Here is an 18,065-nt window from a genome sequence, read left to right on the forward strand (position 1 = left end):
GCATTTATCTCACTGAAGATGGAGATGAACTGGAGAACAACGAAAATAGGGAAGGTACGTCCTAATTTGCCCCTCTATAAAAAATTTACACAATTATGTTGACAGTACCATACCAACATTCATAAGTCACATTGCCTGAAAAGATAGCCCATACAGTCTCATACAGAAGATGAAATATTCCATACCAATTTGCCTTCATTCATATAACTTTGTTGCCTTCGTCATCATCTCCTCGACGTACTAAAATGTACGCCTCCGTCGCCTCCTCCTTGTCGCCTCGTTCTATCTTTGAATCCGAATTGGTATCAATCGATATTTATCAGCTTTTCCTGTCCATGATTTCCCGGATTTTTGATGCAAGGGTTTCAAAGGAATAGGGTTTTTGAATAGCGTCGATCCCTTCTTCAAGGATGAAGTTTGTGTGGATGCCATCAAGGCTGTATCCAGTTACAAAGAGGGGGCGAACGGAAGGTTTGATCTTTTTCATCTCTTCATAAGTCTCGCGACCACCAAGTTTCGGCATAACAACATCGAGAAGAACAAGATGAATTTCGTTAGGCTTCTCCTTATAAATTTCGATGCCTTCTTCGCCATTTGATGCTAAAAGAACACTATATCCAAGGGTCTGTAATATCTCTGATGCAATTTCTCTCAAATCTTTTTCATCCTCAACAATCAGTATTGTTTCGTTTCCGCCCCTTATTGATTTTGTGGTTTCTTCCACGGCTTCAATGGTTTCCTGAATGGAAGGGAGAAATACTTTAAAAGTGGTGCCTACATCCAGCTCGCTATAGACGTTTATAAATCCACCGTGCTGTTTTACCAATCCGTAAACAACGGACAACCCGAGTCCGCTCCCGCTTTTCCTGGTAGTGAAGAAAGGCTCGAATATCTTATTCAGCATATCTTTGCGTATGCCAATCCCGGTATCTGTAACCGAAAGGACAACGTAGTCCCCGGGTACGGCGTCGACATTGTATTGGCAGTATGCCTGGGATATACTTGCCGTGGTTATGTCAATGGACAATTTGCCGCCATCGGGCATTGCATCCCTGGCATTTATGACAAGATTGAGCAAAATCTGGTTTATCTGAGCGACATCAGCTTTAATTACAGGAAGTTCCGGTTTCGAGATAATGCTCATTTCAATATGCTCACCGATTACCCTGCGAACCATCTTTTCAAAACTCATGGTAACAGCATTCAAATCTACTACCTTCAGTTCCAGGACTTGCTGCCTGCTGAAGGCAAGCAGTTGTTTTACAAAATCAGCTGCCCTTGTTGTTGCCTTTTCGATGGATGTCAGGTAATCGCATGTTTTGTCCTCAGGCGGAAGGTTTATTTTTGCAAGTTGCGTATTACCGAGAATGATGCCGAGTATATTGTTAAAATCATGGGCTATCCCGCCTGCAAGTCTTCCTACGGTTTCCATTTTCTGAGATTGAATGAGTTGCTGCTCAAGTACCCTCTCTTTGCTCATGTCGAGGAGCGTTCCGATTATTGCAGGTTTTCCTTTGTAGAATATAAAACCTCCGACGGCTTTAATGGGGCGCAGTTCACCGTTTTTGTGCCGGATTGAATAATTGAGCTCAACACTTTTCAGTTCGCCGCTGTATCTTTTTCTAATACTCTCCTCGACTACGGGGAGGTCTTCAGGCAGGAGAAAGTCTTTTGGGCCGAGCTTATCAACGATCTCACTGTATTCGTAGCCATGTATCTCGCAGAATTTCTTGTTCACAAACCTGAATAATCCGTCCTGAATAATATAGACGCCAAAATGGGATTCTTCGACAATACTCCGGTATCTATCTTCTGATTCAAAAAGCGCATCTTCCGCGAGCTTCCGGTCGGTTATGTTTTCAATGGTGCCTTCGTAACAGATCGTATTATCTGAGAGATCTTTCACTGCATGGGCATTCACGGAAATCCATATTTTGGTCATATCTTTCCTGTATACCTGTGTTTCAAATCCCTGAACCGTACCGGTTCTCTCGATAAGCGTCTTAAACCTTAAACGGTCTTCGGGAATGACGTACTGCTCTTTCCCGATATCGGTTAAACTCATTATCATGCCCTGGGGTGATTCAAACCCGTACATTTTTGCAAGTGCAGGATTTACATTAAGATACATCCCGTCGGTTGTTGTCTGGAAGATGCCTTCCACGGCGTTTTCAAAAATGCTCCGGTATTTCTCTTCGCTTTCCTTTAAAGCGTTTTCTATGCGTTTTTGTTCCGTGACGTTTCTTATGATTACGATAATCTGGTTGTCAAGGAGAGGCAGGAGCCTTGCTTCGTAAAAATATTCATCTCCATTAAACATGATAGAATATTCCATCCTTGCTGTTGAAAAAGTATTTTGAACCTGTTGCATTGCCTCCTTAAACTTTGCTCCTACCTCCGGTACGGGGATGCCAAAAATCTTGCTCCCGATTATTTTTTCACGAGATATATAAAGATCAGCAGAGTTGCCGGCTTTACAGTCAAGGATTGTGCCTTCATAGTCTAAACGGAAGAAAAGGTCCGGCAGGGCCTCAAAAATTATCCTCATTTCAGAATTTGCCTGAAGTAATTCCTGCGAGCTCAACTCAAGGGACCGCTCAAGCATGTTACGGTCAGTGTCGAACTCTTTATAGGCAGTGTCGACTGCATCGATAAATCTCTGCCATTTTTCGGGGATTGTAACCGGTTCTCCGAAAATTTTCTTAAGCTGTCGCCTCAACAGGCTGTGGTATTGGTGATCCATGAATTATGCTTCGGCAAATGTTGTAATGGTCATCGTCTGGTTGTGCAGTGCGCATCTTGCACCGAAGGCAAAGGGGGAAATCTCCCCATATGAATAGAATCCCGTCAGCAACGCCTGTTTGCCCAGTATGTCGTGGGCGGCCTCTACCTCTTCTTCTATCCGCTGTTTTAAAACGAGCTTTCTTCCAACGCAGCTTATGAGGATCGCAAGCTCCGTCGCAACAGAACCCATTGCTTCATGACTTGTTTTAGCTGCGCCCTGTGATCCGTCGATGAGCCGCTCGAAATTCGCCTTCATAAAACGGGCATACGCTCCTTCAGGGACATCGCCCGCAAAGGTCATGCTCTGGTTTTCTTCATTTACCGAGAGGATGGTTCTGACGATGCCGCTCTGACCTGTTTTTGTCCTTATACTCAAAGGAAAGAGAAGACCTGTGGCGGGAAGCCCCTTTGCGTGTTCCCCAAGATACGTTTTATATATCTCCAGCGCAGAACGGCCATCTAATTCGAAGAGCACATTTTCTTTCGATTTCGTGATTAGTCGTTCCGGGCCAAAGGGATCCCATCCGCCCATTGATCCATAGCCGATTTTCAGGTCTTTTCCATAGAAACCCAAGATTGCAAGGGTATTTTTGTCAGGAAGGTCATCACAGAAGACGAATGTCTCTTCAAAACGATCGCCATTCCCTGCAAGGCCGCCGGTAACGGTTACATCTTCGGGAAGATTAGCCGTTAAACCATTCACGAGTTCGCTCCCGTTCACATTCAGGCCGTCGGAAAGAACAAGGGCATGCACAAGACCTTCTTTTTCAATGGAGTTTGCTAACTTTTCCCCAGCCTGAAAGCTGCTGGTAGCATCTTTTAATTTTATCTGGGAACCGATAAAACGTGACCGTTCGAATTCTATACAGGTTGCTACAACAGAATTATCAAATACCCGGGTATTGTAAATTTCCCCTGCCGTTGAGCACCCAAAGGTATGCGCCTTCGGATATACCTTTTTGATATCATCAATAAATTTAAGCTCTTTTAATGCATCTGTGGCACCGAAAAGCATAACCAGTTGGATGTTCTCTTTTGACTGTTTACCGATTTTAGGTGACCAACCGTTTTCTTTTGTCCAGATAGATTGTTCAATTCTCATATTTTACCCCCTTGAGCTAACACCGCAAGTGTTGCCTCTTTTATATAACAATTCGGACAATTATAGACAAAAGTTAAGGTGTTTACAACATTAATTTCACTGTAATCTATGGCTACTGGTGAGTTAAGACATGGGTGTCTTTTTCACTGTGCAAACGAGGTATATTTCTGAACTTATGCTTCGTGAGGAAGAAGGTTTGAAAACAACAACATTGCTAAAAAGTTTTTTTAAATCTTTTTGTCTTTCCTTGAATGCTTCTGTGAAAAAAGACTTGAAGATAATATTTCCGCCTTTCTTTAAGCCATTTACAACAACTATTTTTGCAGCCTCATAGAGTTCCTCAATGTTTTTATCATCAGCTTCCCTTATTCCTGAAAGGTTCGGCGCAATATCGCATGTGATAACATCGAAGCGTGTTATTGAGAGTGTACCGAACATGTCAGACATGTTAATATTTCTGATATCATTGACCATTGTCAGGATATTTTTGTAGGGAAGCGGGGACACGGGTAGGATATCTATGCCCACCACCAAACCTTCTTGTCCGACAATTTCAGAGATGACCTGCAGAAAGCTTCCGGGGGCACATCCGAGGTCCAGAACTTTGTCGTCCTTTTTGATGATGTGATATTTATCCTGAATTTCCTTCAATTTATAGGCGCTTCTTGCCCTGTACCCATCCTGTTTTGCTTTTTTATAGAAGGTGTCTTTGGGGATGAACTTACCCATAAGGGTTTACGATAAGCCCTTCTTCCTTTTTCTCCTCTGTATCGAGGGATTTCCTGAGGAAATGGAGGGCGACGTTCAGTGGTGCGCCGGGATCGCGCAGGTAATCTGTCAAACCCCTGTAATATGGCAATTCTTTCAGGCTGTAAAAGATGTATGCATAATCTTCAAGCATACGTTTGATGGACGGAACAATTGATTTAAAATCGTTCTTTTCGAGGAGGGCTTTAAGGAATGCCTGTTTTTTTTCCTCAGCCATGTAAGGCGGAAGGACAATGGCGGAGCTTCCGATACTGCTGTATTCTTTTTTATCTTCTTCGATGGACGGCCACGTAAGCTTAAACGGTTCGAATATAACGTGCGTCAGGATTTTTTCTATTGCTAACGAGCGGGCTGTCTCCGGGCATTCAAGGCCATAGATATCTTCAGGTTTCTGGATGGAATCCTGTACATGTGATGTAAATCTCCTTACCTGTGTTATCTCCTCCTTATACTTTCCTGATTTTGCTGATTCTTCTTCTAAAATATAACCGGCATACCGTGAAGATATATCAACGAAAACCATCCCTTCGCCTGTGCCGAGCCGGTATTCCCTTACGATTTCTTCAAACCCTTTTCTATCAACAGGCGCTGTGAGCAACTCAGCAAGTCCATCCGTAAAGTGGACTGTTCCATTGAGAAAGATAAAATTATTTTTCTTTACCTCAAAAGCCGACAATACTACCCGTGTATTGGAATCATCGTAGTTGGACATGAAACCTTTATATTCTTTCTTGTCCTCTATTTTCCTGAGGACCGGTTCGCCGGATATTCTCGGTTCCTCAGTTTTGATGCCGGCTGTTTTGAGCTTATGGAACAGCATCCTTATATATTTCTGGATGTCTTTGTCTGTCTCGCCTGGGTAAATGAGGTTTAAAAATGCCCCTGCGTTCCCGTTCCCGGGTTTTATTATTTTTTCCAGAAGCTCCAGCTTTTCATTTTTGGAAAGACGATGGAATCCGGATGCCTGATTTTTCAAATCTTCTGTATTCTCGAAGTGGTTAAGTATTTCTTCCATGAGACACTCATTATAGCACTAAAGCAGCAAAGATTCTATTGAAACCGGAAATGGAAATCCTGTGTGAATTGTGTATTACCTCAGTTAATGAAAAAAACCACAAGGCTAATATATTTTTAGCCGCAGACAAGATCGGACAAATGCAGGACAGAAGCAATATTCTGTCCTGCCGGCGACTTTGCCGGCGGGACACTCTAACGCCCTTTGGGCGTAAGAGTATTTGCCCGACCAATGTCGGACGGGCAAATGGTAAATCCATTTTTTTGTTTGCCCTTGTCCGTAGTTGTCGAGCGCAAGCGGGCGGCAGAAAAAGATCTTTAAACAATGACTGAAGGGATACTGAATTGTCTTGACCTGACCTTAATGGACAACGTAAAATACGGCAATTCGGCAGCAAGAGACAAAAATTAATTCAGAGGTGAATAATGGCTAAAATACATGAAGGTGTTTATTTTATACAGGGAAGGGATGATATGATTCCTGATTCCCATACATACGTCATAGGCGACCCTTCATCGAATGACCTTTCTGTTATCGATGTTGGCCTGACAGGGAAGGGTAGTTACAAGATACAGTCTATCCAGAAGGCCGGGATTGAGCTGTCTGCAATAAAACGGATAATCATGACCCATACACATTTGGACCACATCGGCTGTATCGCCGAGATAAAAAATCAGGTTCCCTGGGCCGAGTTATGGGTGCACAGGTCAGAGGGTGAACTGCTGGAGCAGGGAGATGACCGTGCTGTATACGGTATGGATGATTTTAAAGGCATGTGTATCATGCAGTATGGTTTAAAACCCGATTCATTTAAAATGACAGTCGACCGGAAGCTCGAAGGCGGAGAAGTGTTGGAAATAGGTAATATGGTATGGGAGATTATTTATATCCCTGGTCATTCCATGGGAGGTATAGCCCTTTACAATCCTGCCCTTGAGATCCTTATTCCCGGAGATGTCATTTATGCAGATCACGCCATTGGCCGCTTTGATCTTTTTGGCGCCGACGCAAATGAGCTCAAGAAATCGCTCAACCGTCTGGCTGAACTAAAAATCGATATCCTCCTGCCGGGACATAACAGTATCGTGAAAGACCTCCCCGGAGACTATGTTAAGCAGGTTGCGAAGATGTGGGAACCGTATCTGGGGTAGCTTATAGCTTTTACTAATAGGGTTCGAGGGGCCAAGGGGTCGAGGGTCCGAGTGAACCACTTGAACCCATTATCAATTCGATAGCTGCTTCCTGCATTATGGAAAACAGCCAAGCTGGCATTTCATAATCTTTATATTCAACTTATTGAGCATTTCTCCCAGCGTTTTTGGTGTAATGTTTTCTTCTTCGGCAAGTTTTAAGGCCTGCCTGCATGCAATTTTACCATCCTTTGCATGCAGTTTGATTTTTTGGACCAATTGTTCGTTTTCCATTTTTTATACCCCCATAAAACGTTCTATTCTTCTTTTCCCGCGACGTTCTTTCTTGCCTTCTGCAGGAGTTTGATTGCTTCATCGAGATTTTCCGGAGTAAAAGAGATGCCCTTTTTAGTAGGTATCCATTCTCCATCATCGTTTTCAAAGAATGTTCTTATGTCGATATACTGCTTGCCCTTAAACTCTTTCACAGTTACAATGATTTTGTCTTTCCCCTTATCTATTTCTCCGATCTGCATAACACCCTCCTCTGTAAGATATTTCTGTTATATGCGTCGATTATTAAGATTATAAAATTTAATCAGTCGAATCAACCTAAAAAGAAGGAGTTGCTTGACAGTTTGAAATAAATGAGAAAAAACTAACTGAACAAGCTTTTTGATATCCAGGTGACCCCAAAGTTTTCCCTATGCCCATGAAAAGGCTTGACCTGGGAGAATTGCGGGGCTTGAGGGTGTATGCCTGTCTTTTACCTGTCAGGGTGCGGGTTGTCTATGTAAATGATGAATCAACACTTCCCCCCGGGTGTTGAATCGGACCGGAATTCCCGAAGTTCCAGTCCCGGCATGGGTTATGCCCTGCATCTCCAGATGATTCCAATGTCCATGGTAATATTTTCGTCCGCGATTCAGATGGACAAGAATAGCCCTCCCGCCGGGTAGACATATTTGACCGGCATGGGTATGACCGCATAGATACAAATCCACTCCCATCTCTGCAGCGACATCATACAGTTCGGGAGAATGGATCAGCGCGATAGAAAACTCGTTATCGGCGTGTTCCAGTGCATGCAGTGCTTGATCAGTGTAATAGTAATGTACATCATCGGTGCCGATAATCCTGATTCGGTCATTACCCTGATAAACAAAACAGGCTGCATTAACCAGCATGGTAATCCCGATTTGCTCCATGGGATTGAGCATGTGACATCCATCGTGATTGCCCAAAATGCCAATGAACCCATGCTTGCTGTGGATGTGTTTGATCAGATATTCAAGACTCTGGATGATGTGTTTGTGGAGTCCATGCAATTTTGTTCTGTAATCTCCTGTCAGCACGCATAAATCTACGGTTCTGTTTTCCAGAACACGCAGGATTCGATCCTCTATGCCCTTCATCCCATCCAAATGTAAGTCCGAGAGGTGAAGAATTGTAAATCCCTCAAATGCATGCGGTAAATTGGCAAAGTACAGAGGTATCTCCCTCAGTATAATATTTTCTGCGTTACGCACCCCTTTTCGATGCAGGTGCGTGAGGTGCAGTACCAATCCAAGGGTTTTCATCATGAAGAGCAATTCATACCAGTGATGACGTCCTCTGTTCCCATACCGTCTGGTTTTCAGATTTTCCATTTCCATGCGGAAACGATTGTTGGCCCAGAGTTGTCTCCGGTTGATCAATCTTTGTTCAGGGAATAGAGGTTCAGGATTAGGGGAATCGTTTAAACGGGTTATATGGGTTTCTGAATCTGACGATGGAATATCCATATATTTTCCTCCTACGTGAATCCTATATTTTAGCATATTCCATGTCAAGCACTTGTATAAGGTAAACATAATTTTACAAAAAAGTTTGTTGTGCCGAACTCAAAGCAAAAGCAAAGGAAGACGTGAAAAAGAAATATCTTATGGTATAATATAGTCAAGTTTAAAAGGTGAATAAGAAGGGGGCAAGACTGGAAATTACCGTAATGTATAACCTGCACGAGGGTGATCATGGTACACTGCCGAACCGTTCCTGCCTGGTTCAAAAAACCGCGCATGCCGGCTACTTCTGTTTGATGCCCGCGCTGGCTGCCGATGGATATCCGGGGTGCGATAGATGAATAAATTCCTGGGGCGTGCGTTTGTCTATTTGCGTCCCTACAAATGGCAGACAACCCTATTGCTTCTGGGTATGATTGCGAGCCTCGTATATGATACTATGTTACCTTTCAGTTTCAAGTTTCTCATCGATGACGCTATTGAACCCCGTAATTACAGGCTTTTGATACTGATTCTGGTCGCGCTGGCCGCCGGAGGCATACTGGTTTCGGTCATTGGCGTGGGCCGGGACTATCTATATGCGCGACTCAGCGCAGATGTGTTAAAGGACCTGCGGCTTCAGATCTTTAGTCACCTTCAGAACCTGCCGATAGAATTCTATAGCCGCAAACGTCCGGGTGATATCACCGCAAATTTCTCCACCGACCTGGCCTCTGTTGAAAACGCTGTAGTCACCGCACTCCCCACGGGGATGATGTCTCTTATCGGCCTTGTATTCAGCACAGTCCTGCTGTTTATCCTTCAATGGAAACTGGCGTTACTGGCTATGCTGGGTTTACCTGTTTGCTTAATCGGCCCCAGGCTCATCAGGAAGAAAGCTGCCGACGCCAATGACCGATACAAGAATGCGCAGGCGGAAATCCTGAACACGGTGGAAGAAAGCATAGGCGCCCAGACAGTTATCAAGGCCTTCAATCTAAAGCATTTACTTGTGAATCAGTTTCGAGGCCAGGTTTCCGGCCTTTCCCGTATAGCGGTTCGTGCCAACTTTCTCAGCTTCATGATGGAAAGAACCCCTGGTATCGGGATTCTGGTTTTTCACATCATCGTGATTTGTGCCGGTACCGTGCTTGCCTTTCAGGGTTTATTATCAATCGGAGCCCTGGTCTCTTTCAATGCAATCTTTGTCATTGTCAGTAAGTCCGTATATGATGTGACATCCATCCTGCCGCAACTTATGCACGCCGCAGCGGGTATGGAACGGATTGATCGGCTTCTCCGGGAAGAAGCATTTATTCAGGATGAACCCAACGCCCCTGCGCTGCCCCGTCTTGCTCGAGAAATTGCTTTCAGGGATGTGAATTTTGGATATATGCCGGAACAACCCATTTTGAAAAATGTCAGTATTCTGATCCATCGAGGAAGCTCGGTCGCCTTCGTAGGCTCCAGCGGGTCCGGTAAGAGTACGGCCGTTAATCTGCTGATGAGATTTTATGACCCGTGCAGCGGGGTAATAACCTTTGACGGGATTGATATCCGCGAAGTGACACAGAATTCACTGCGTGCCCGGATGGGTGTTGTCCTGCAGGAGAACTTTCTTTTTAATACTTCAATTCGGGAAAATATCAAATATGGAAATCCGGACGCCGGCGACGCCGGCATTGAGGCCTCAACCAGGGATGCTGAGATTCATGATATGGTCGCCAACATGCCTGGCGGTTACGGTACGCCGGTTGGCGAGCGGGGCAGCAGGCTGTCCGGGGGGCAGCGGCAACGGGTCGCTATTGCCCGGATACTGATCCGCAATCCGGAGATCCTGGTCCTGGACGAAGCCACATCGGCTCTGGACCCTGCCGCCGAGTCTGCAATCAATGCCACATTGCGCCGCATCGGTCGTGATCGCACGGTTATTTCCGTTACCCACCGTCTTTCGTCCATCACGCACGTGGACCGGATTTACGTCTTTGATAGTGGACGCATTGTAGAACAGGGAAGGCACGATGAACTGCTCAATCAGAAAGGCTATTACAATGCCCTTTGGCAGAAGCAAAGCGGGTTTCTCTTGAGCGGCGACGGCGAAGCGGCTGAAGTCACAGCGGAAAGGCTTAAGATGATACCGATTCTTGAGGGCCTTGACGATGAACTGCTGAAGGATATATCCAGATTGTTTGTTACCGAGCGTTATCCCCCCGGACGTGTCGTCGTACACGAAGGCGACCCGGGCGACAAGTTCTACATCATCGTACGGGGACGGGTGGAAGTCACAAAAAACGGAATTGGCAGTGGTGCGCAGGTGGTGAATGTTCTGGAAGACGGTGATCATTTCGGAGAGATTGCCCTGCTGAAGAGCATACCCCGGATTGCAACTGTTGCCACGACAGTCTCAACAGTCTTCCTGACCCTGCAGCGGGATTTGTTCCTGTCGTTGATGGGCAAAGCCCCGCACCTGCGCCATATACTGGAAGAACAGGCTGCCAGGTATATTCAGCAAGGGCAGGACAATCGCCCCTGAGTTCCGCTCCGGTCCAAAACCAGTACAAGGCCGTCTGAAATCCGATGATACCAGGCGAGAGGCAATAGGTGATGATAACAGGCTGAAGGTAAGGGGGGGACGGGGACCGTCTTGTTGACTGTTCTCTCAGCCCGGGTACCGTTGAGGAACTCATTGTAGAGTCCCTTGTCAGCCGATCGCTGCTCCTCCCCGCTCTTCCGTTCGAATGCGGACACACTCCACGAGGTCCAGGATGAATATCTTCCCGTCGCCCACCTCTCCGGTCTGGGCGCCTTTGATGATGGCGTTGATTGTGGGTTCTGCGAAATCTTCATTGACGGCAATCTCCAGACGTATCTTTCTCAGGAGGTTGCCCATCTCTTTTACGCCGCGGTATACCTCTGTTACTCCCATCTGGCGGCCGTGGCCCAATACTTCATTGACTGTGATAAGGTTTACATCTGCCCTATAAAGTTCCTGCTTCACGGCTTCCAGTCTGTCAGGTTTTATGATCGCTATAATAAGTTTCATGGTATTTCTCCTATTCTAAAATCGTATATGCATTTTCGTGGTGCTGTGTAAGGTCAAGACCCATAAGCTCATCTTTTTCCTTCACCCGAACGCTTACGATCAGATCGACCACTTTGTAAATGATGAGGCTCGCTACGAAACTGTAGACTACCGTTACCCCCACAGCGATCAGTTGGATCAGGAACTGCTTGGGGTTCCCGTAAAAAAGTCCGTCTGCCCCTGCCGGGTTGACCGCTTTGGACGCGAACAGCCCGGTGGCAAGGGTTCCCAAGATGCCGCCCACGCCGTGTACACCAAATGCGTCAAGTGAATCATCGTAACCGAGTTTTGTTTTCACCAGAGCTACTGATATATAACAGAAAACACTGGCGGCAAAGCCTATGATTGCAGCGGCAAGTACGGTAACATACCCTGAGGCCGGAGTGATCGTGGCGAGACCCGCAATTGAACCGGTGATGGTACCGAATATGGTAGGCTTTTCATTTAACACCCATTCCATGGTAGCCCAGGTAATTGCAGCGACCGCTGCGGAAGTGTGGGTTACCACAAGGGTATGTACCGCAAGCCCATTGGCGCCAAGGGCGCTTCCTGCATTAAAACCGAACCACCCGAACCAGAGAAGGGCGGTACCCAATACGGTAAAAGGGAGGTTATGCGGAGGAACCGGCTTGTTGTTGTAGCCTTTCCTTTTGCCAATGACAAGTGCTGTGACAAGGGCAGCTATTCCTGCATTGATGTGGACCACCGTCCCGCCGGCAAAATCGAGAACTCCCATCTCTTTGAGCCATCCGCCAATACCCCATACCCAGTGGCAGACAGGGTCATATACGAATGTGGACCAGAGGATTACAAAGATCAAAAAAGCGGAAAACTTCATCCTCTCCGCAAAAGCCCCAATAATAAGCGCTGGTGTAATAACGGCAAACATGGCCTGAAAGATCATGAATGCCTCATGGGGAATCGTCTCTGCATATTCCTTCAGCGGAGCAGACCCCACCCCGCAGAGGCCGATCCATTCGAGTCCTCCCCAAAAACCCTTGCCAGGTGCAAAGGAAAGGCTATACCCGTACAGCACCCACTGTACCGATATTACTCCGAGGACAATGAAGCATTGCATCAGTATGCCAAGAACGTTTTTCCGTCTCACCATGCCCCCATAAAAAAAGGCGAGCCCAGGGGTCATCAACATGACGAGAGCAATGGATACAAGCATCCAGGCAGTGTCTCCTGTATCAATCGCAGGCTTAGCCGGCACATTCGGCTGCGCCTGAGTCGCTGCAACAGGCGTCGAAGTGGTTTCTGCTGCCCAGGAAAACCCTGCAAACATTACACACAGCAGTAGTCCCACAATTGCAAAATTCCTCATATACACACCTCTCTATTTTATGGTTTTTGACCGTTAAAAAAAGCCTTTTCTACCTGTTGGCCTTACACAAAGGGACTTCATGTCGCCAAAAAGCACCGGTATTATACAGCACCGATCCTCATTCATCGGTGACTCAGGAAGCTGCCAGGCTCACTTTCTAAAAGCTCAGCGCGGGTGCTTGCCGCCCCATGAATGAGCGGTCTTCATCTTTTTCTTGGTGTAATGAATTTCTCTCCAGTCAGAGCTTTGACTGATTTGAACTGCGCTGTTGAATTACCCTCCGGGGTCGGTGAGGGTCTGTTCGGTCCACACAACCGTGTGCAAACCTTTCCCGTACCCCTTATAAGTAAAAAGGCATGTTTTTTGTTAACCCCGGATTTCTGTTCCCTAACAGGTTCAAAGTGTTGAGGGTTCGGAGACCTTAGTCCTCTTGAACTCTCAACACTGTTTTTCTTACCCTATTGCAGCCCCTCCCCGCTCTTCCGTTCGAATGCGGACACACTCCACGAGGTCCAGGATGAATATCTTGCCGTCGCCCACCTCTCCTGTCTGGGCGCCTTTGATAATGGCGTTGATTGTAGGTTCTGCGAAATCTTCATTGACGGCAATCTCCAGGCGTATCTTTCTCAGGAGGTTGCCCATCTCTTTTACGCCGCGGTATACCTCTGTTACTCCCATCTGGCGGCCGTGGCCCAATACTTCATTGACGGTGATAAGGTTTACGTCTGCCTTATAAAGTTCCTGCTTCACGGCTTCCAGTCTGTCAGGTTTTATGATCGCTATAATAAGTTTCATGATATTCCTCCTATTCTAAAATCGTATATGCATTTTCGTGGTGCTGTGTAAGGTCAAGACCCATAACCTCGTCTTTTTCTTTGACACGCACCTTAATGGTCACATCGATTATTTTATAGATGATATAGCTTACGGCAAAACTATAGGCCAGCGTTACCCCTGTTGCGATGAGCTGTATGAGAAACTGTTTCGGGTTCCCGAAAAAGAGTCCGTCTGCGCCTGCCGGGTTGACTGCTTTTGAAGCAAAGAGACCTGTCGCCAGCGCACCCCACACCCCACCTATGCAGTGGACACCAAAGACATCAAGCGCATCATCATAGCCAAACTTTGGTTTGATAAAGGTTACTGCGCTATAGCAGAATATACTCACAAAGATACCGATTATAATCGCCGAAAGGGCGCTTACGAATCCTGCTGCAGGGGTAATAGCCACAAGGCCTGCCACTGCGCCTGTTGCAGTTCCGAGCATGGTGGGCTTTTCATGGAATATCCAGTCAATAAGCGCCCAACTTAATCCCGCGGCTGCTGCTGCGGTATTCGTTACAACAAAGGCGTTTACCGCTAATTCGTTAGCGCCAAGGGAGCTCCCTGCGTTAAAGCCAAACCATCCGAACCAGAGGAGTGCGGTACCGAGAATCGTAAAGGGCAGATTGTGCGGCAATATCGCCTTGTGCCCGCCCCCCTTTCTTTTACCGATAAAAATGGCAACCATAAGGGCTGCAATGCCGGCGTTGATATGCACTACCGTTCCGCCTGCAAAATCAAGAGCGCCAAGGTCTTTGAGCCATCCGCCCACACCCCATACCCAGTGGCAGACCGGATCGTAGACAAAGGTTGACCAGAGGATCATAAAGAGTATGAAGGCAGAGAATTTCATCCTTTCTGCAAAGGCGCCAATAATCAAGGCCGGGGTAATGATTGCAAACATCATCTGAAATACCATAAAAAGCTGGTGCGGGATTGTGGCAGCATAATCTTTATACGGCTCAAAACCCACCCCCTTTAATCCAATCCAGTCGAAACCACCCCAGAAACCTTTTCCTGGCGCAAAAGAAAGACTGTAACCGAAAAGCACCCATTGTATACTGATGACACATAGTATGGTAAAGCACTGCATCAGGATGCCCAGCACGTTCTTTCTTCCCACCATGCCCCCATAAAAGAAGGCAAGTCCGGGTGTCATCAGGAGGACAAGGGCGCTGGATATTAAAACCCAGGCCGTATCGCCTGTATCCGCTTTGGGCGGAGTTTGTGCTGGTGCTGCAGTTTGTGTTTCTGCTGCCGGGGTGGCCTGTACGGTCTTCGGCTCTTCTGCAAACACCGTAACCGCCATTGCAACAAACAACATAACCATCACAAGAGCTAAAATCCTTTTCATAATGCACCTCCATTAAAATAAAAAAGCGTCTTTTCTCCATCGCCGGATAAAAGACGCCTGTGTCTCCGAGGGCTAAAATAAAAAGGCGTTCTCATATTAAAAGAACGCCTTTGTTTAGACACACATCAATGTGTTATACACACATTAAAGTAAAATATATTTACTTTTGGTAACCACTAAGGATATGCGCTCAGTGATTCCGGCGATTACTGGGGGGCCAGGATTCGCAATTTGACGAACAGGTAGTACCATTTTTTCGTCATTTCACGAACTGACAGCAGTCCTCAAAGACCTACCCCCTTCAATATCAGAGTATTTTCTTTAATTATTGTTTTGGCATTGAAAATGCATGTACTGTTCCTCAGGAAGTTAAATAAAACAGGAGGAGTAAAGATATGAAGAAAGTTTTAATGATTGCTTTAACAGTATTGATTGGCGTCGCATTCGTGACAACTGTGTTCGCACAGGCACCGGCAGCAAAACCAGCAGCCACTGACAAACCGGCAGCAGTAGCTCCGGAAAAAGCGGCAGCCCCTGACAAACCAGTAAAGGCAGACAAACCTGCAAAAGTAAAGAAAGTAAAGAAAGAGAAGAAAGAAGTAAAACCAGCAGCCGACAAGCCTGCGCCAGCTCCCGAAAAACCAGCAGCAGCACCTGCTCCTGCACCAGCACCAGCACCAGCAAAGAAGTAACATAATACATCAAATGAGGGGGGCCGGTTATCCTGCCCCCCTCATTTTTTTTCTGCACTATCCCCATAGAATGATTTTTAACGGCAGCGTTTTTCATTGAAATCAAACGCGTTTTGTGCGAAAAAACAATATGGTTAAATCAAAAGATGCAGCAAAGACAAAAGAACAACTTCTGAAAGAATTGGCAGAAATGCGCCGGTTGGTTAAACAAATACAAAAATCTGAAAACCGGTATAAACATTTTGAAGAAGCGTTAAATAAAAGCGAGGACAAGTACCGGAAACTTGTTGAGCTGGCAAATAGTATTATTCTGCAAATAGATACCAACGGGAACATTACTTTTTTCAATGAATACGCGCAAAAATTCTTCGGTTATACCAGAAATGAAATTATCGGTAAAAATGTGATCGGGACAATAGTCCCCAGGGCTGAATCATCCGGTCGCGATCTTACAAACCTTATCGAGACCATACGTCAGAATCCGGAACAACATGTTGTGCATGAAAATGAAAACACGCTGAAAGACGGGAGCAGGGTCTGGGTGCTCTGGGCAAACAGCATTGTACTTGATGAAAGCGGTCATGTAACGGAAATTCTTTGCATTGGCAGTGACATAACAGCTCGAAAAGAGGCAGAAAAAGTCATGCAGACTGCACGGGATGAGCTTGAAGCAAAGGTTCACGAAAGGACGTTCGAACTGAAAAAAACCTACGAAGATCTCCTCTACGAAACGGCTGAGCGTAAGGTTTATGAGGAGGCGTTACGGGAAAGCGAAACAAAATACCGGAGCATTGTTGAGGGTACCATTGAGGGCATATTCCAGACCACAGCAGAAGGAAAGTGTACGATGGCAAACACCTCTTTGGCCCGCCTGCTGGGCTATGCATCTCCCGAAAAATTTGTTTCCGCAGCTTCAAACATGGAAGAACAGATGTATGTAAATCCCGATCGGTGCATAGAGTTCAAGAACCTTCTTCAATCCAATGGATATGCGAAGGGGTTTGAGACAGAATTTTATAAAAAAGACAGAAGCAAGATATGGGTTTCCATGAATGTCCAAGCTGTTTACGATGAGCGGGGCAATTTCATTTTTTATGAGGGAACAGTTATAGATATTACATTGCGGCACGTTTTGAACGGAACCACAAGCGCCTTGTCTATGGCTGTAGAAATAAGGGACCCCTATACCGCAGGTCATCAGGCGAGGGTAACGCAACTTGCTACAGCAATAGCAAAAGAAATGAATTTTAGTGATGATCATATTGAAGCCATCCAAACAGCAGGCATGCTCCACGATATCGGAAAGATATACGTACCGGCGGAATTCCTCAGCCGACCCGGAAGTATAAGCACACACGAGCTAAGCGTCCTGCGAGATCACTCAAACGCAGGATACGAAATACTGAAGAATATAGAATATGAATACCCTATCGCCGAAATCGTATATGAGCATCATGAAAGGATGAATGGCTCAGGGTATCCCCGTGGCCTCTCAGGAGATCAGATACTTATGGAGGCGAGGATTATAGCAGTTGCCGATGTAGTTGAGTCTATGGCATCCCACAGGCCCTACAGGCCTTCCCTTGGCACCATAAAAGCGCTGAATGAAATTAAGGAAAACAGGGGCACACTCTATGATGCGGCTGTAGTTGATATCTGTCTGGGACTGTTTAACGAGAAAGGGTTTTGCTTTGAATTATAGTGTTTTTAGTTTTATATCCTCAGAACCTTTGCCCCCCTGATTTTTCTCTCTTTAAGTTCAACGAGCGCTTTATTAGCATTTTCCAGGCTGTATTCCTGTACCTCGGGTTTTATGGGGATTTCTGCCGCAAGTTCAAGGAACTCGCCGATGTCTCTCCTCGCAACGTTTGCAACGCTCTTGATCTCTTTTTCAAGCCAGAGATGGCCGGGGTAATCAAGGGCCAGAAGGGCTTCTTTGTCGATTTCCTCTTTTCTTATAGCATTAATGACCAATCTTCCGCCTTTTTCCAGATTTTTCAGACCTTCTACTATCGGTTTCCAGACAGGTGTAGTATCAATGGCGCTGTGGAGTTTTTCGGGAGGCGCATCTTCAATATCTCCTGCCCAGAAAGCGCCCAGTTCGCGCGCAAAGGCCCTTTCTCCCTCGCTCCGCGCGAAGACAAAAATCTTTGAGTGTGGATATTTATGTTGTGTCATCTGTATTACGAGATGGGCCGAGGCGCCAAAGCCGATCAAACCGAGATTGTCCCC

Annotated in this window: 16 protein-coding genes; 4 read left to right on the plus strand and 12 right to left on the minus strand. The window is 46.1% G+C overall.

Going from position 1 to position 18,065, the window contains the following annotated elements:
- Positions 1-319: 319 nt before the first annotated feature.
- From NTX75_06375 to NTX75_06390, 4 genes are all read right to left on the minus strand, one after another.
- Complete coding sequence (locus NTX75_06375) at positions 320-2,743, minus strand: PAS domain S-box protein (GenBank protein ID MCX5815856.1); 2,424 nt, start codon at positions 2,741-2,743, stop codon at positions 320-322.
- Between the two features lie 3 nt (positions 2,744-2,746).
- Positions 2,747-3,886 carry an FIST C-terminal domain-containing protein gene (locus NTX75_06380; GenBank protein ID MCX5815857.1) on the minus strand — a complete coding sequence of 380 codons (1,140 nt, stop codon included), beginning with the start codon at positions 3,884-3,886 and terminating at the stop codon, positions 2,747-2,749.
- A 123-nt stretch (positions 3,887-4,009) separates the two neighbouring features.
- Complete coding sequence (locus NTX75_06385) at positions 4,010-4,615, minus strand: RlmE family RNA methyltransferase (protein ID MCX5815858.1); 606 nt, start codon at positions 4,613-4,615, stop codon at positions 4,010-4,012.
- Positions 4,608-5,669, minus strand: a complete 1,062-nt coding sequence (locus NTX75_06390; protein ID MCX5815859.1) for a hypothetical protein — start codon at positions 5,667-5,669, stop codon at positions 4,608-4,610. Before NTX75_06390 ends, NTX75_06385 begins: the two co-directional genes overlap by 8 nt.
- Positions 5,670-6,094: 425 nt before the next feature.
- Here NTX75_06390 and NTX75_06395 point away from each other — a divergent pair, with 425 nt between their 5' ends.
- On the plus strand, positions 6,095-6,820 hold the full coding sequence (locus NTX75_06395; protein MCX5815860.1) for an MBL fold metallo-hydrolase: 726 nt from the start codon (positions 6,095-6,097) through the stop codon (positions 6,818-6,820).
- Between the two features lie 96 nt (positions 6,821-6,916).
- Here NTX75_06395 and NTX75_06400 read toward each other — a convergent pair whose 3' ends face one another.
- From NTX75_06400 to NTX75_06410, 3 genes are all read right to left on the minus strand, one after another.
- Positions 6,917-7,093: a hypothetical protein gene (locus tag NTX75_06400; protein MCX5815861.1), complete on the minus strand. Its 177-nt coding sequence runs from the start codon at positions 7,091-7,093 to the stop codon at positions 6,917-6,919.
- Between the two features lie 23 nt (positions 7,094-7,116).
- Positions 7,117-7,335: a transcriptional coactivator p15/PC4 family protein gene (locus NTX75_06405; protein MCX5815862.1), complete on the minus strand. Its 219-nt coding sequence runs from the start codon at positions 7,333-7,335 to the stop codon at positions 7,117-7,119.
- Positions 7,336-7,572: 237 nt separating this feature from the next.
- Positions 7,573-8,583: a metallophosphoesterase gene (locus NTX75_06410; GenBank protein MCX5815863.1), complete on the minus strand. Its 1,011-nt coding sequence runs from the start codon at positions 8,581-8,583 to the stop codon at positions 7,573-7,575.
- A 334-nt stretch (positions 8,584-8,917) separates the two neighbouring features.
- Here NTX75_06410 and NTX75_06415 point away from each other — a divergent pair, with 334 nt between their 5' ends.
- Positions 8,918-11,092, plus strand: coding sequence for an ABC transporter transmembrane domain-containing protein (locus NTX75_06415; GenBank protein MCX5815864.1), 2,175 nt, complete (start codon positions 8,918-8,920; stop codon positions 11,090-11,092).
- A 168-nt stretch (positions 11,093-11,260) separates the two neighbouring features.
- Here the strand turns inward: NTX75_06415 and NTX75_06420 are convergent, their stop codons facing one another.
- The 4 genes from NTX75_06420 to NTX75_06435 form a co-directional block, all read right to left on the minus strand.
- Positions 11,261-11,602: a P-II family nitrogen regulator gene (locus NTX75_06420; GenBank protein ID MCX5815865.1), complete on the minus strand. Its 342-nt coding sequence runs from the start codon at positions 11,600-11,602 to the stop codon at positions 11,261-11,263.
- Between the two features lie 10 nt (positions 11,603-11,612).
- Complete coding sequence (locus tag NTX75_06425; protein ID MCX5815866.1) at positions 11,613-12,815, minus strand: ammonium transporter; 1,203 nt, start codon at positions 12,813-12,815, stop codon at positions 11,613-11,615.
- 606 nt (positions 12,816-13,421) lie between these two features.
- Positions 13,422-13,763, minus strand: a complete 342-nt coding sequence (locus NTX75_06430; GenBank protein ID MCX5815867.1) for a P-II family nitrogen regulator — start codon at positions 13,761-13,763, stop codon at positions 13,422-13,424.
- A gap of 10 nt (positions 13,764-13,773) precedes the next feature.
- Entirely contained in the window at positions 13,774-15,141 is a 1,368-nt protein-coding gene (locus NTX75_06435; GenBank protein MCX5815868.1) for an ammonium transporter, read from the minus strand.
- 395 nt (positions 15,142-15,536) lie between these two features.
- Between NTX75_06435 and NTX75_06440 the strand changes: the two genes are divergently transcribed.
- Positions 15,537-15,833 carry a hypothetical protein gene (locus NTX75_06440; GenBank protein MCX5815869.1) on the plus strand — a complete coding sequence of 99 codons (297 nt, stop codon included), beginning with the start codon at positions 15,537-15,539 and terminating at the stop codon, positions 15,831-15,833.
- 130 nt (positions 15,834-15,963) lie between these two features.
- The gene (locus NTX75_06445; GenBank protein ID MCX5815870.1) at positions 15,964-17,535 is read left to right on the plus strand and encodes a PAS domain S-box protein; all 1,572 of its coding nucleotides are present in this window, start codon (positions 15,964-15,966) and stop codon (positions 17,533-17,535) included.
- Between the two features lie 11 nt (positions 17,536-17,546).
- On the opposite strand, the gene NTX75_06450 is transcribed toward NTX75_06445, so the two are convergent.
- A partial coding sequence (locus NTX75_06450) for an alcohol dehydrogenase (protein MCX5815871.1) occupies positions 17,547-18,065 on the minus strand: 519 nt, incomplete at its 5' end.

Source organism: Pseudomonadota bacterium, from assembly GCA_026388315.1.
In the GTDB taxonomy this organism is placed as follows: Bacteria; Desulfobacterota; Syntrophorhabdia; order Syntrophorhabdales; family Syntrophorhabdaceae; genus MWEV01.

Excerpts from the sequence above, each read along its gene's own strand:
- NTX75_06445 (MCX5815870.1), top strand. The coding sequence starts at position 15,964 with ATGGTTAAATCAAAAGATGCAGCAAAGACAAAAGAACAACTTCTGAAA.
- NTX75_06420 (MCX5815865.1), bottom strand. The coding sequence starts at position 11,602 with ATGAAACTTATTATAGCGATCATAAAACCTGACAGACTGGAAGCCGTG.
- NTX75_06430 (MCX5815867.1), bottom strand. The coding sequence starts at position 13,763 with ATGAAACTTATTATAGCGATCATAAAACCTGACAGACTGGAAGCCGTG.
- NTX75_06380 (MCX5815857.1), bottom strand. The coding sequence starts at position 3,886 with ATGAGAATTGAACAATCTATCTGGACAAAAGAAAACGGTTGGTCACCT.
- NTX75_06390 (MCX5815859.1), bottom strand. The coding sequence starts at position 5,669 with ATGGAAGAAATACTTAACCACTTCGAGAATACAGAAGATTTGAAAAAT.
- NTX75_06415 (MCX5815864.1), top strand. The coding sequence starts at position 8,918 with ATGAATAAATTCCTGGGGCGTGCGTTTGTCTATTTGCGTCCCTACAAA.
- NTX75_06440 (MCX5815869.1), top strand. The coding sequence starts at position 15,537 with ATGAAGAAAGTTTTAATGATTGCTTTAACAGTATTGATTGGCGTCGCA.
- NTX75_06395 (MCX5815860.1), top strand. The coding sequence starts at position 6,095 with ATGGCTAAAATACATGAAGGTGTTTATTTTATACAGGGAAGGGATGAT.
- NTX75_06425 (MCX5815866.1), bottom strand. The coding sequence starts at position 12,815 with ATGCTTGTATCCATTGCTCTCGTCATGTTGATGACCCCTGGGCTCGCC.
- NTX75_06375 (MCX5815856.1), bottom strand. The coding sequence starts at position 2,743 with ATGGATCACCAATACCACAGCCTGTTGAGGCGACAGCTTAAGAAAATT.
- NTX75_06410 (MCX5815863.1), bottom strand. The coding sequence starts at position 8,583 with ATGGATATTCCATCGTCAGATTCAGAAACCCATATAACCCGTTTAAAC.
- NTX75_06405 (MCX5815862.1), bottom strand. The coding sequence starts at position 7,335 with ATGCAGATCGGAGAAATAGATAAGGGGAAAGACAAAATCATTGTAACT.
- NTX75_06385 (MCX5815858.1), bottom strand. The coding sequence starts at position 4,615 with ATGGGTAAGTTCATCCCCAAAGACACCTTCTATAAAAAAGCAAAACAG.
- NTX75_06400 (MCX5815861.1), bottom strand. The coding sequence starts at position 7,093 with ATGGAAAACGAACAATTGGTCCAAAAAATCAAACTGCATGCAAAGGAT.
- NTX75_06435 (MCX5815868.1), bottom strand. The coding sequence starts at position 15,141 with ATGAAAAGGATTTTAGCTCTTGTGATGGTTATGTTGTTTGTTGCAATG.